Here is a 14,116-nt window from a genome sequence, read left to right on the forward strand (position 1 = left end):
TTAAAGAAGAAAAATTAAATTAAGATATGACTTTTGATATTGATATGATCAAAAAAGTGTACGAACGCTACCCGGAGAGAATTGCTGCGGCAAGACAAATCGTGGGAAAACCTCTTACACTTTCAGAAAAAATCCTTTACACCCATCTTTGGGAAGGTAATGCTACATCAGCACATGAGAGAGGAAACTCTTATGTAGATTTTGCACCGGACAGAGTGGCCATGCAGGATGCAACTGCGCAGATGGCGCTTTTACAGTTTATGCAGGCAGGGAAAGCTAAAGTAGCTGTTCCTTCAACGGCTCATGCCGATCACTTGATCCAGGCAAGAGTAGGTGCTGAATCAGATTTACAGGAAGGAATCAACAAAAACTCTGAAGTTTTCAACTTCCTGAGCTCTGTATGTGACAAATACGGAATTGGTTTCTGGAAGCCGGGAGCCGGTATTATTCACCAGGTTGTACTGGAGAACTATGCATTCCCCGGAGGGATGATGATTGGTACAGATTCTCACACCGTAAATGCAGGAGGTTTAGGAATGGTGGCTATCGGTGTTGGAGGTGCTGATGCAGTAGACGTAATGGCCGGAATGGCGTGGGAGCTTAAAATGCCAAAACTTATCGGGGTAAAATTAACCGGTAAAATGAGTGGATGGACTTCTGCAAAAGACGTTATCCTGAAAGTAGCAGGAATTCTTACCGTAAAAGGTGGAACAGGATGCATCGTGGAATATTTCGGAGAAGGGGCACAATCTCTTTCAGCAACTGGTAAAGGAACGATCTGTAACATGGGTGCTGAAGTAGGAGCAACAACCTCTACTTTTGGATACGATGATTCTATGAGAAGATATCTTGCGGCAACAGGAAGACAGGATGTGGTAGATGCAGCTGATAAAATAGCGGAACACTTAACCGGTGATGCTGAAGTATACGCCAACCCTGAGCAGTATTTTGATCAGGTAATCGAAATTAACCTTTCTGAGCTTACTCCACACTTAAACGGACCTTTCACTCCGGATTTGGCGACTCCTGTAGCGGAATTCAGAGCTAAAGCTGAAGCTAACGGATGGCCGATAGAAGTGGAATGGGCTCTTATTGGCTCTTGTACCAACTCTTCTTATGAAGATCTTTCGAGAGCAGCTTCCATTGTAGAAGATGCTGTAGCAAAAGGAGTTAAACCTAAAGCGATCCTGGGGATTAATCCTGGTTCTGAGCAGGTAAAATTCACAGCAGAAAGAGACGGTTTCCTGGATTCTTTCAGAAAATTTGAAAACGCAAGAATTTTCACCAATGCCTGTGGACCTTGTATCGGGCAATGGGACAGAGAAGGAGCTGATAAAGGAGAGAAAAATTCTATTATTCACTCGTTCAACAGAAACTTTGCCAAAAGAGCTGACGGTAACCCGAATACGCATGCATTCGTAGCGTCTCCGGAAATGGTAGCTGCAGTAGCAATTTCAGGAAGATTAGATTTCAATCCAATTACAGATACTTTAACTGCCGAAAACGGTGAGCAGGTAAAACTTGATGAGCCTAAGGGTTCTGAATTACCATCCAGAGGATTTGCTGTTGATGATAACGGATACCAGGCACCATCTGAAGACGGTTCTTCTGTTATCGTGAAGGTAAGCCCTACTTCGGACAGACTTCAGTTACTGGAAGAATTCCCGGCTTGGGACGGTAAAAACATTGAAGCCGCCAGAGTATTGATCAAAGCTTTCGGAAAATGTACTACTGACCATATTTCTATGGCTGGACCATGGTTGAAATACAGAGGCCACCTCGACAATATTTCAAACAACATGCTGATTGGAGCTGTAAATGCCTATAACATGGAAACCAACCGTGTTAAAAATGAATTAACTGGTGAATATGGTGAAGTTCCGGCTGTACAAAGAGCTTATAAAGCTGCAGGAATTCCTACCATCGTTGTTGGAGACCAGAACTACGGTGAAGGTTCTTCAAGAGAGCATGCAGCAATGGAGCCTAGACATCTTGGGGTAAAAGCTGTATTGGTAAAATCATTTGCGAGAATCCATGAAACAAACCTTAAAAAGCAAGGAATGCTTGGAATCACTTTCGCTAATGAAGCTGATTATGACAAAATTCAGGAAGACGATGTGGTTAATTTCTTAGATCTTGATCAATTCGCTCCAGGAAAGCAGTTGACTTTAGAATTCATTCATACGGACGGAACCAAAGATATCATCATGGCTAACCATACGTACAACGATCAGCAGATCGACTGGTTTAAGGCAGGTTCTGCTCTTAACCTGATTAAGAAACAGGAAAATTAATTGTTAGATTAATTAATCATAGAAAAGCGGCTTCCGAGGAAGCCGCTTTTATTTTTGTGTATTCAAAAGATTTATTCTGTAGCTTTCTCCGATTGGAATTTCATGCAATGGCAGTATTACCTTTTTAGGACCAATGCTTTTAATTTTGTCCACATTAATAATAAAAGATTTATGAATCCTGATAAACTTTTCAGAAAGCTGGTTTTCCATTGATTTAAGAGTATCCAATACGATATACTCTTCATCTGCAGTGCGAATATTCACATAATCTTTAATGCTTTCAATATAGTGGATATCATTGAAATTAATGCGGTGTTGCTGCCCTGATGATTTTACAAAAAAATGAGATTCCATCTCTTCGTGAAAAGAAAAGCGTTCCTGGGCCTTCAATGCACATTTATAAAATCTTTCAAAGGAAACAGGCTTTAAAAGATAATCTATGATATTGTGTTCGTACCCTTCTAAAGCATACTCGGAATAGGCTGTCGTCAGAATATATTTCTTCTTTTCTCCGACAATCTTCATAAAGTTGATTCCTGTGAGTTCAGGCATCTGAATGTCCAGAAAGATCAGATCTGCATCATGGGTCTGTATATATTCCAGGGCTAAAATGGGATTTTCAGTAGAAAAAACAAGTTCAAAGAAAGGTATTTTTTCAACATACTTTTCCAAAAGAGAGACGGCCAGCGGTTCGTCATCTACAATAATACATTTAATTTTTTTCATGCCGTAAATCAATTTTTAAATCTACAACAAATTCTGTTTCTGAATCATTGATGATGAGTTGATGTTTATGAGGATATAAAATCTCTAATCTTTTTTTCACATTCTGAATGCCAATTCCTGAACCGGAGTCTGTCATTTTTTGTTTTTTAAAGTTTAAAAGATAAAAATGTAATACCTGTTCATTATCAGAAACCTTTATTTCAAAACCTTTCCCTCGAAAATCGCCATGTTTAAAAGCATTCTCAACAAATGGGACCAACAACATTGGTGAAATATTAAGCTCCGGATGAGTAATCTCTTTTGTCATAACCAATAATTCAGGTTCCTTGATTCTAAGCTTCTCCAAAGCAATTAAACTATCAATATATCCCATCTCTTTATCCAAAGAGATCACATCTTTTTCCAAATCTTTTGTACTATACCTCAACAATCGGCTTAATTCTTCAATGGCAGGCAACGCCTTTTCAGAATTTTGATAGACCAATGAATAGATATTATTCAAAGAATTAAAAATAAAATGTGGATTGATCTGCGTTTTCAGCGCCTGAAGCTCTGCCTGCTTCTTCTCAATCATTAATTGTTTCTTGTCATTTTCAGCTACCCCATATTTTTCTAATATCCATAAGATTCCCCCAATAAAGACTGTTAGAGAGGCATTATATATATTATCTGCTAAATAAAATAAAAGTTCCGCATCCTTATTATAATTCCGGAACCCGAGAGTAAGTGGAAGAATAATTTCCTCGATCCCATAACGTACAAATCCAAAACATAAAATAGCCAGCAGAAAAACAAAAACTGCAGAATAAAGCTTCTCCAGCTTAAATACTTTGGGAATGATGATGAGGTATAAAATATAAAAGGTTAAAATCTCTGTAATAAAATAAGTAATATTCAGGACATTCCACTCAAAGCCTCTGCGCTCTGGGAAAAAAAAATTCGGCATAATGACATTGCCTACAAAGTTGAAAGCCCAGTAGATGACCTGAAGCCAGATAATTTGTTGCTTTTTCATTTTCAAATATAATTCTCTACTGGATACTATAAGGTACTTTCTCGACAAAACACCAAAAATTCCCGATGAAACCGGTTTGGTCCGTTAAAATGAAGCATTCATCTAGTCTCTATTTCCAGAGGATCTTCTATCCTATAATTTTGCTCTATAACGTAACACAAAGTTATTAGCAATTATTATAAAATAAACATGAAAAGAATACCTATACTTATCTTCACCTTATCCTGTACATTATTATCTGCACAGTCCGTAAATGATACAGCAAAAGTAAAAACAATTGAAGCCGTATCATTGGAAGGCAATAAAAAAATTATAGAACGCAAGGTTGACCGTCTTGTTTATAATGTTCAAAATTCTATGGTTTCCCAGGGAAGCTCAGGAACAGAAATTTTAAGCAATACACCTATGTTAAAAGTAGAAGAAGATAAAGGTCTTCTGTCTATTGCAGGGAAAAGCGGGGTTTCTGTCATGGTGAATGACCGTATGCTAAATCTTTCCGGATCGGAGCTGATGAACTATCTGAAAAATTTACGTTCTGAAAATATTGCTAAAATTGAAGTGATCACAACACCTCCCGCCAAGTATGAAGCACAGGGTAACAGCGGAATCATTAATATTGTTTTAAAAAAGAATCAGAATACCGGATGGAGTGGTTATCTGAATAATTATTATAAACAGGCAACTTTTGCAGGCTTTGGCGGAACTGCAGGTCTGAATTATCAGAATGAAAAAGTAAAAGCTTCTTTAAAGTTCCGGGGATATGATGAAGAAAAACAATCCATCGAGAATTATACCGTTATCAGCAATCAATCCTCTGTAAGCAGAGACCAAAGACGTGATATGAATGATGGGTTAGGTATCAATGTAAGTCTTGACTATTCATTGAGCGACAAGTCTGTTATCGGACTGATCTATGATATGGCAAGAACTCATTCTAATATGGATATCCATTCTTTTCAAAATTACTTTACTGATGATATTTCTACACTAAAAACTGCCACAGAATCCAAACACCGTTCCACCTCGGATTCGCAAATGCTCAATCTCTATTTTGATCAGAAGTTTGGTGAACACAAATTAAGCATGGGGGCTAATTATTATGAAAACTCGCCCGATACAAATGTCAATTTTATAACCACAGATCTTGCTGATCATTCTACTCAAATTGTAAGAAATCTTTCATCGGTAGATTACACAATTTATTCAGGGCAGGCAGATTTAACATTAAATTTAAAAGGCTTACAGTTAGAAACAGGTATTAAATACAGTCAGTTTTCCAATAGATCGGATATTGGGTATTTTAATCTGGTTAACAGCGATTATATCATTGATCCGAAAAGGAGTAATCTTTTTGATTATGATGAAAAAAATTATGCCGCCTATATCAGTGCAAGTAAAGATTTCGGAGAGAAGTGGTCTGCAAAATTCGGTTTACGTTACGAGTATGCGCAGACAACGGGATTTTCTGCGACCACCCAATCTCAGTCTGAAAACAATTACGGAAAACTTTTTCCCACAGCTTATATTTCCTATAAAGCCAATAAAAATAACCAATTCAGTATGAATTATTCCCGAAGAATTAACCGTCCAAATTTCCGTGCTCTTGATCCTTTCAGATGGTATTCTAATCCACTTAGTTATTATGCCGGAAATCCGAGCCTTCAACCTTCATTTAATCATAATCTGGAATTTAATTATATTTTTAAAAATAAATTTTCTGCCAACCTTTATTATCAGAGAAGTAAAGACAATTTTGACCAGATTACTTTCCTGGATGGAATTTACCTGAACAGCACCTACCAAAACTATTATGATCAGGATAATTATGGGCTTAATCTTACTTATACAGACACTTTTTTCAAGATCTGGGAAAGCAATATTTCGACCTCATTCAGCTATAGCGAAACTCAAATTACCAACTTTAATGCAAGTCCTAAAAATGGGCAGTCAATTTATTATTCTGCAAACAATACCTTTAGATTAAATAAAACAAAAAACCTCTACTTTTTCCTGAATTACTGGCAATCCCTTCCTTCAAAAAGTGGCAATTCAACATCAAAAAGCAGTGCCGGATTAAATGCAGGAATCAAAGTCAGCCTTATGGAGAAAGCATTGCAGATGAATCTTTCTGTGAATGACATTTTCAGGCAGGGCGGCTACAGAGGAAGTGTTTATTTTACAAACAATACACAATCTTTTGATAATTACTGGGATGCAAGAAAGCTAACCGTAAGCATTACTTATAATTTTGGGAACCAAAAGGTCAAATCTAACAGCAGAACGGTCAATTTTAAAGAAAAAGAAAGAGCAGAATAATAAATTCTGCCCTCATTTAACAAAAAACAGAGATTCTTTCTCTGCTTTTTGCTTTTTATGCATTTTAAAATTTAAATTCTACTCTGGCAAACAGGAAACGGCCTCCTATACCATACTGAGAAACCTGCCTGGAATACACAAACTGATTATCGGCTGTTAATGAGCTTATATCAGGACTTTTCGAAGGAAGGATGTTAAATATATTATTGCTGCCTATTGTTGCCGAAATGTTTTTATTGAAGTCATAGCCTACGGAAAGATCGGTCACAAAACGTTCATTCAGAACAAAGTGTTCTCTGCTTTCAGTAACTCCGTCAAAGTTGGCATCCAGCACATCAGCATCTGTCACTTTTCCAAAATAGGAATTTCTGAGGGAAACCGTAAGTGCTGAAAGTTTCAGGGTATTGGCAAGTGTAGCTTTTATACGTGGAACAGCTTCTTCAAAATACACTCTGTTCGGCTCAGAGAAATAATTATTGATCTGACTTACCAGTTTAGGCGAAGCATGAATATCACCAACTCTTCTGGTCTGATTAAAATTAAGTCCCAGGTTATTTTCCAGAGATATCCCTTCCGAAATTCTTGTATTCTGAGAAACTGTAATATCCAGTCCTTTTGTCTGGGAATCTACCGCATTAGCAAAGAAATTCGCAGCACTGGCTCTTGCAAGATCGAACGCTCCCTGTAGCACGGCTTGGTCTGAACCCGGCGCAAAACTTCCTTCCGGACGGTAGAATAAATCGGTAAGCACTACTCTATCTTTAATTTTTATAAGATAGGCGTCTGCCGTAAATACCAGACTTAAAGCCGGAATCTTCCATGTAATTCCTGTACTGTACGACTGTGATGTCTCCTGTTTCAGTTTTGGAATTCCCAAAGCCTGAGCTGCTTCGGAATTATTTCTAAAAGTCCCTACCTGGGTAGTTTCTCCTTTCTGGATCAATGTAGAGGTTGAACTGTAATAGATCTGTGCCAGAGATGGTGCTCTAAAACCTGTAGAAACTGCACCTCTCCAGTTAAAGTTTTTAGCCAGCCTTACATTCGTTGCCAGCTTATAATTAAAGGTAGAACCAAAGTCAGAATAATTTTCAAATCGCACAGCTCCTTCTACCAGCCACCAATCCGTAGGTTCAATTTCCACATCAGCATAAGCGGCAACACTGTTTCGGCTTCCGGAAACGGCGTTATCCGGGCTGAATCCGGGGAAAACCTGTGACCCGGCTGGTCTTGTAGCTCCAAAAAAGTCAGTTACTTTTTCATTGTCAGGGGTAGCAGCAGTCACTACACGTCCAAAAATATCATAAGAAACATAGGAGTTTTCATTACCCGCATTTACTTTATAGTTTTCATAACGGTATTCCCCTCCAAAAGCCACATTCAGGCCATGAAGCACATCATATTTTTTTGAGAAATCAAGATTCAGCGTATTTTGTAAGAATTCTGAGCCACCTGCTTCAAAGGTTCTTGGAGAATTTTCTCCTAAAGAAGCATTAAACGTGTTCACCACTCCAAAATTAAAAGCATTTTTACCAAAAGTATTGCTCAGATCCACATTCCAGCCGTTCCATTTTCCTTTGATTCCTCCAGCCAGGGAATAATCATTCACATTGGCTTCAATTTGCGGCAAGTATCCATTCGGGGTAACAGCATTGATGTTTCTTTCTGTATTCGGAAGACGGTAAAATCCACCTGCATTTCCCAAACGGTAGCTGTATCCTCCAAAGGAATACACTTTCCAGTCTTCATTAACCTGAATTTCAGAGTTGAAAAAAAGCTGTGCAGACTGCAGCTTGGACTGTCCTGCCCTAAGGCTGAAATCTTTTCTTTCCAATCCTCTGTAGCCAAGCTCCTGATTTGTAAAGTCTCTCCCTAGTAAACCCTGCAATGCTGCAATGCTGTTAGCTCCTGATATCTGGTTTTTAAAATCCTGCGAAAAATAATCAACCTGTGATGCATATTGCTTGACTGTATTGATGATCTGCTGAGTGTTGGAAGTATTGGTAATGTTTTTATATAATCCATCGATATTCACTCCGTTCTGCAATGCTCTGTAATTAATGGCATTATAAGCATTAAAGATGGGTCCCTGACGTTCTCCTGCTCTTGAATATGGATCACGGTATTGCACGGATCCAGTTACATTAATGAATCCCTTTTCACCTATTCTCACTCCATAGTTGAGGTCTGCAGATATGGTCTGTCCATCTATTCCTCCGGAAAAATTATTGGCAACTGGTGAAGCATATCCTCCCAGAAAAACCTGTCCCGATAATCCTAACCTTCTTTTAAGTCCTAAATTCACAACTCCGGCAATGGCATCAGAACCGTATTGGGCAGAAGCACCGTCTCTCAGTACTTCTATTTTATCCAAGGCAAATGCAGGAATCGCATTAAGATCCGTTCCCACCGAGCCTCTTCCCGGTGTCAATGTAACATTAATCAACGAAGACTGGTATCTTCTTTTTCCATTAAGCAATACCAGCACCTGATCCGGGCCAAGTCCTCTTAGCAAAGCGGGATCCACGAAATCGGTTCCGTCATTGACCGTATGTGAAGTAGAAGAGAAAGAGGGCACCACGTAATTAAGGGCCTGACTTATATTATTAACAGGACTTTGTCTTAAGATCTTTGAGATATTGATAATATCTACCGGAACCGGAGTTTCTGTAAGAGATCTTCCGGTCCCTCTCGATCCCAGGATCACTACATCATCGATCTTTTTGGATGATGCAGAATCCGACTGTCCAAAATAAAATGCTGAAATGAATGCTGCTGAAGCTATGATTGTTTTTTTGTTGAAAGTATGCATGTGTTTTTCTATTTTTTATTACTGATTGTTTGTTTGATTTCAGGCCATAGTTTTCCTGCAACCTTTATTTTAAGGTTACGGTCAAAAGCCTGAATGATTGAATTATTTTTTAAAGAAGTCTAGAAACAACAACACATACACATGTGAGTATGGCATGAAAGCAGGTCAGAATAACGAAGTGATACTTCATGATCTGAGAAACGAAAATTTAAATTGGTCTTGTGGTTTCCCTTGTCTTTAAACATTGATTTTATTTTTAAAACAAAAATGTCAAGATGGGAAGAAAATAGAGAATAAACATTTTTTCCGGGTATGCCGGCTTATCTATTTCAGCACCTTGCTTGTTTTTGCAGGTTGCTATCCCATCTATGAGATTCTTGATAATTACCTGGCAAAGATATAATTATTTCGGAATAAAAAAAATAATTGCCCAAAAATTTAACTTTTCGCAAATTTCATCGTAACAAATCGCCTTTTTTTACGTCTAACTGAACAGTAGTAAAAAACATTATGAGAAAAACTATATTCACGCTGTCTTTGCTGGCGTCTTTTTTTGCCTATTCGCAGGAAAAAAACAGCAGTAATGCAGAGAAGGAAAAGCAGATCGAAGGCGTAGTTATTACCAAAACTAAAAAAGCCGTTGAACAAAAAGCAGACCGTACTATTTTTGACTTTTCTGAACAGCCACAGCTTAATAACGGGAATGTTCTGGAAGGTATAAAGAAGCTTCCCGGCCTGGTTTCTACCGATATTGCCGGAATGATGTACCAGGGAAAAATCCTGGATGTTTACCTGAACGGAAGACCTTTAAATATTACTTCAAACGAACTGAATTCTTTTCTTGAAGGGATGCCTGCCAACTCGGTAGACAGAATAGAAGTGATCACCCAGCCGGGAGCAGAATATCCGGCTACCTCAGGAGGTGCCATCATGAATATCATTACGAATAAGAATGCCAATAAGTATTTAACAGCAACATATTCAGGAAATTATTCGTTTACCAATTACGATAAATTCAGAAGCAGAACCACCAATTCTCTAAATCTGAATGCCAGAAATAAACTTTTCGGATGGCAGCTGAATGTAGGCCAGAATTACCGTGAGAGTATGCTGAATGGTGATCAGGATGTGCTTCTGCATAACAATACGGACAGAATAGGACGCGGATATTTTGCAAAATCAGGATTGACTTTTGATCTTGGACAGGACAGATTATTGCTGAACTACGATATTTATCACAACAATAATGACAATTATACAGCCAGTACAGGACTTGCCGACATCCCTGTAAGCCTTAATCCTGTCACGTACCGGGAAGCTGATTATGAAGCATCCGATGTTGCCCATACCAACAACCTGAGGCAGGAAGCTGTTGTAACGTATCAGAAGCGTTTCAGCGAAAAGTCTCAAAAGCTGGACTTCCAGTTTGGATATACTAAGGCTACATCTAAATTCTCCCAGGACAATTTCTTCCAGAGAGGCTTTTATACGGATATCTGGCAGCCTTTCCTGAATGTAGGCGGCGAAAATGTACTTGATAATAAATCGGATATGAGGGTTGCTAACTTCAAGGTAGATTATTCACAGCCGATCAAGCTTCTGGACGGTGGAAAAGTAAGTTTGGGAGGTTTATATGAGAGACAGGATTATGATACGGAAAGTAAAGGCCTGACCAACCTGGAATACCAAAGACAGACGGCTTCTACCTACCTTGAATTTCAGGCAAAACTGAAAAAGTTTGACTTTACTTTAGGAGCAAGAGCAGAAAATTATGATATTTCCGGGATTACAAGAACCATAAAGGATAATGCTGTTCTGGAAAGAGATTTAACACCTTTCAATAAATTCAAGCTTTTCCCGAATGCAAGCGTACAGTATAGCCTGATGAATCAGGTCTATATTGCAGCGAACTACAACAAAAAGATTACTCTGCCAAGTATTTCTGCCCTGAACCCGAACAACGTCATCTTTGCCAGCCCGAATACGGAAGTTACCGGTAACCCGGATCTTCAGCCTACAATTTTTGATAATTATGAATTGAAAGTTTCGGCGTTTGATTATGCCTTCATTGGGTACAGTGTAAGTTCTGCAAAAGATCAGGTAGCACAGATTATCATGAAAAACGGGAAGAACCTTTACAATAAGCAGGTGAATATTTCGAATATGAAAATTCATAACTTTAATGTAGGTCTTCCTATACCGTTTATGATTTTCAGCAAGCCGATGAGCGAGATCATGAAGTTTAATTTTAACCCTGACAAAATTAACTTTATGTATCTGTATGCAGGTTACCAGAAACACGATATTGATAATTTAAATAATAAAGGCTTCTGGATCTTTAATATCATGACCCAGCTGCTTTTACCGAAAGACATAAAACTGACCGCCAACTATAGTTATCTTACTCCAAAAGCCGGATATTTCTACTTTACGGCTGATAAACCATTCAACAATAACCTGGATATCACGTTGACGAAGAAATTTATGAACAACCGTCTTACTGTTTCCGTGTTTGCGAATGATATTTTCAACGGGCAGGTGATGCAGGTATATTCCAATCCGCCTGAAGGCCAGCCTGTAATGATCAGAAGTAAGTATGATACGAGAAACTTTGGAATTTCTATCAATTATAAAATTCCTACCAAGAATAAACTGGCTAAGGAAGATCCAAATATTCTGAACCAGACTAAAAAAGAAGACACAGGCGTTATGCAGCAGGCACAGTAATTTTTTAGAATTAAAAATCATAAAATGAGGCAGTAAAGAAATTTTACTGCCTCATTTATTTAAAACAATATAATTTAACCTGAGTCCGGGTAGGATATTCCTTTTTTAAGAATGTCATGAAGTTTGAAGCCAGAAGAGGGAAGACATTGTCCCTAAAACAGAACTACAGTAAGCTTTATTAATCTTTATGCCTTCATCAAATTTTTAATAAGTGTCAATATTAACTTCCAGCTTCCTGCCCCTTAACCCCGACCCAGGTTAATTTAAAAATCTATGGTCTGGAATCTCCAGTTCAGAGTATCAATAAGGGTAAGCTGATTTGCTTGCACAGGAAGTTCTGTGATGATCTTTAAAACCTGCATAGCCATCATACTCCCTACAATGCCTGGCAATGCTCCCAAAACTCCGAGACTGTCGCAGTCAGGCAAATTTTCGTCAAAAGGTGGTTCCGGAAAGAGGTCTCTAAGGTTTTTACTTCCTTTATAATTGAATACGGCGGTTTGTCCCGAAAATCCCAGGATACTTCCATACACCAACGGTTTTCCAAGCTTAACGCAGGTATCATTGATCAGATATCTGGTGGTAAAATTATCGGATCCATCTACTATAATATCGTACTGTGAAAGGATTTCTTCTGCGTTTGAACTGTTGATTTTCGTACTAAATCCTTCAAATTTCACCTGATGATTAAGGGTATTGACAAAGGTTTCTGCACTTTTAATTTTAGAAATTCCAACTGTATTTTCAGTGTGAATGACCTGGCGGTTCAGGTTGTGAAGTTCCACCTCATCAAAATCTGCCACACCTAAAGTTCCGACTCCGGCAGCGGCAAGGTACTGAATGACCGGACTTCCTAAACCTCCTGCCCCAATGACAAGGACTTTGGAAGCCATTATTCTTCGTTGCCCATCCAGATCAACTTCTTCGATAAATATCTGCCGGCTGTATCTTGCAAAAATATCTTCGCCTTTCATTCCAAAATTGTTTTGAATCATTAAGATTTTTAAGCTGTCAAGAAATATTAAGATAAGCTCCGTTTTAAGATTAAAAAAATCTATTGATTTTTCCTAATTAGACTTAATGACTTCAATGTTCTTAATGGCTTAATTTTTAAATTCCGCTATATGCAGGATCCCAATCTTTCATCACTGGATCGTAACCGGCTTTTCTGATGCTGACTTTTACTTCTTCCATACTTCGTTCGTCGCTGGTTTCAAATTGTTCCAAAGATTCTACATCTACGGCATAACCTCCCGGATTTGTTTTAGAAGCCGCACTCATGGCTGTTGCCCCGAGTGAGATGATATTGTCCCTGAATTTTTCATTTTCTCTGGTAGATATGGAGATTTCCAGGTCTTCATTCCATATTCTGTAGGCACAGATCAGCTGTAGCAGGTCCTTATCTTCCATGATAAAATTGGGTTCAATGATTCCTTCTGCAGGCCTCAACCTTGGAAATGAAACTGAAAAACGGCTTTTCCAGTATTGCTTCTGGAGATAATCAATGTGAAGAGCATTGAAAAAACTGTCTACACGCCAGTCTTCAAGCCCAAGCAGCACACCAAGTCCGATCTTATGAATTCCGGCTCTTCCAATCCTGTCCGGAGTGTCTAAGCGGAAATGGAAGTTTGATTTTTTCCCTTTAGGATGGTATTCTTTATAAACCTCCTGATGATACGTTTCCTGATACACCAACACCGAATAAACACCTTCCTGATGAAGCTGGAAATATTCCTGTTCTGATAAGGGCTGTACTTCAATCGAGATATTGGCAAAATGAGGTTTCAACAGGCGGACAGCGTTTAAAAAGTAAGAAATTCCCACTGTTTTACTGGCTTCTCCACTTACCAATAGAACGTGATTAACACCCATAGATTTCAGAACAGAAGCTTCTATCATCAACTCAGTATCAGAAAGGGTTTTCCTCCTTACATCATTATCCAGACTGAAACCACAATACGTACATATATTCTGACATTCGTTGCTGACATACATTGGTGCATAAAGCTGAATGGTTTTCCCAAAGCGTTTCTGGGTCAGCTGGCGGGTCATTTTTGCCATCAGTTCCAGTTCCTGTGCGGCGGCGGGAGAAAGCAGATTTAGAAAATCATCTAAGGTTCTGTTTTTCTTCCGAAGGCTGTTCAGAACATCTGAATGGGTTACTTTTCCGAGTCTGATTTTTACCTCATCCCAATGATAACGTTCAAAAACATCTTTAAAGCTGTTCAT

Annotated in this window: 8 protein-coding genes and 1 riboswitch; of the genes, 3 read left to right on the plus strand and 5 right to left on the minus strand. The window is 38.5% G+C overall.

Annotated features, from left to right (window positions below; translation table 11 throughout):
- The first annotated feature begins 26 nt into the window (after window positions 1-26).
- Window positions 27-2,294, plus strand: a complete 2,268-nt coding sequence (locus ACTJIV_RS18445) for an aconitate hydratase (RefSeq protein ID WP_440629083.1) — start codon at window positions 27-29, stop codon at window positions 2,292-2,294.
- Window positions 2,295-2,342: 48 nt separating this feature from the next.
- On the opposite strand, the gene ACTJIV_RS18450 is transcribed toward ACTJIV_RS18445, so the two are convergent.
- The gene (locus tag ACTJIV_RS18450) at window positions 2,343-3,020 is read right to left on the minus strand and encodes a LytR/AlgR family response regulator transcription factor (protein WP_440629084.1); all 678 of its coding nucleotides are present in this window, start codon (window positions 3,018-3,020) and stop codon (window positions 2,343-2,345) included.
- Window positions 3,007-4,035, minus strand: coding sequence for a sensor histidine kinase (locus ACTJIV_RS18455; RefSeq protein WP_440629085.1), 1,029 nt, complete (start codon window positions 4,033-4,035; stop codon window positions 3,007-3,009). The genes ACTJIV_RS18450 and ACTJIV_RS18455 overlap by 14 nt, the downstream gene beginning before the upstream one ends.
- A gap of 189 nt (window positions 4,036-4,224) precedes the next feature.
- Here ACTJIV_RS18455 and ACTJIV_RS18460 point away from each other — a divergent pair, with 189 nt between their 5' ends.
- A complete protein-coding gene (locus ACTJIV_RS18460; protein ID WP_440629086.1) occupies window positions 4,225-6,351 on the plus strand; it encodes a TonB-dependent receptor domain-containing protein in 2,127 nt (708 codons plus the stop codon).
- 64 nt (window positions 6,352-6,415) lie between these two features.
- Here ACTJIV_RS18460 and ACTJIV_RS18465 read toward each other — a convergent pair whose 3' ends face one another.
- The gene (locus ACTJIV_RS18465; RefSeq protein ID WP_440629087.1) at window positions 6,416-9,160 is read right to left on the minus strand and encodes a TonB-dependent receptor plug domain-containing protein; all 2,745 of its coding nucleotides are present in this window, start codon (window positions 9,158-9,160) and stop codon (window positions 6,416-6,418) included.
- A 290-nt stretch (window positions 9,161-9,450) separates the two neighbouring features.
- Window positions 9,451-9,549: riboswitch (SAM-I-IV-variant riboswitch) on the minus strand.
- Between the two features lie 121 nt (window positions 9,550-9,670).
- On the opposite strand from ACTJIV_RS18465, the gene ACTJIV_RS18470 reads away from it, so the two are divergent.
- The gene (locus ACTJIV_RS18470) at window positions 9,671-11,887 is read left to right on the plus strand and encodes an outer membrane beta-barrel protein (RefSeq protein ID WP_440629088.1); all 2,217 of its coding nucleotides are present in this window, start codon (window positions 9,671-9,673) and stop codon (window positions 11,885-11,887) included.
- A 263-nt stretch (window positions 11,888-12,150) separates the two neighbouring features.
- Here the strand turns inward: ACTJIV_RS18470 and ACTJIV_RS18475 are convergent, their stop codons facing one another.
- Together ACTJIV_RS18475 and thiH are read right to left on the minus strand one after the other, a co-directional pair.
- Complete coding sequence (locus ACTJIV_RS18475) at window positions 12,151-12,882, minus strand: HesA/MoeB/ThiF family protein (protein ID WP_440629089.1); 732 nt, start codon at window positions 12,880-12,882, stop codon at window positions 12,151-12,153.
- A gap of 115 nt (window positions 12,883-12,997) precedes the next feature.
- A complete protein-coding gene (gene thiH, locus ACTJIV_RS18480; protein WP_440629090.1) occupies window positions 12,998-14,116 on the minus strand; it encodes a 2-iminoacetate synthase ThiH in 1,119 nt (372 codons plus the stop codon).

This window comes from Chryseobacterium sp. 22532, assembly GCF_052044665.1.
GTDB lineage: Bacteria > Bacteroidota > Bacteroidia > Flavobacteriales > Weeksellaceae > Chryseobacterium > Chryseobacterium lathyri.

Coding starts and splice junctions, on each gene's coding strand:
- ACTJIV_RS18445 (WP_440629083.1), top strand. CDS start 27: ATGACTTTTGATATTGATATGATCAAAAAAGTGTACGAACGCTACCCG.
- ACTJIV_RS18450 (WP_440629084.1), bottom strand. CDS start 3,020: ATGAAAAAAATTAAATGTATTATTGTAGATGACGAACCGCTGGCCGTC.
- ACTJIV_RS18455 (WP_440629085.1), bottom strand. CDS start 4,035: ATGAAAAAGCAACAAATTATCTGGCTTCAGGTCATCTACTGGGCTTTC.
- ACTJIV_RS18460 (WP_440629086.1), top strand. CDS start 4,225: ATGAAAAGAATACCTATACTTATCTTCACCTTATCCTGTACATTATTA.
- ACTJIV_RS18465 (WP_440629087.1), bottom strand. CDS start 9,160: ATGCATACTTTCAACAAAAAAACAATCATAGCTTCAGCAGCATTCATT.
- ACTJIV_RS18470 (WP_440629088.1), top strand. CDS start 9,671: ATGAGAAAAACTATATTCACGCTGTCTTTGCTGGCGTCTTTTTTTGCC.
- ACTJIV_RS18475 (WP_440629089.1), bottom strand. CDS start 12,882: ATGATTCAAAACAATTTTGGAATGAAAGGCGAAGATATTTTTGCAAGA.
- thiH (WP_440629090.1), bottom strand. CDS start 14,116: ATGAACAGCTTTAAAGATGTTTTTGAACGTTATCATTGGGATGAGGTA.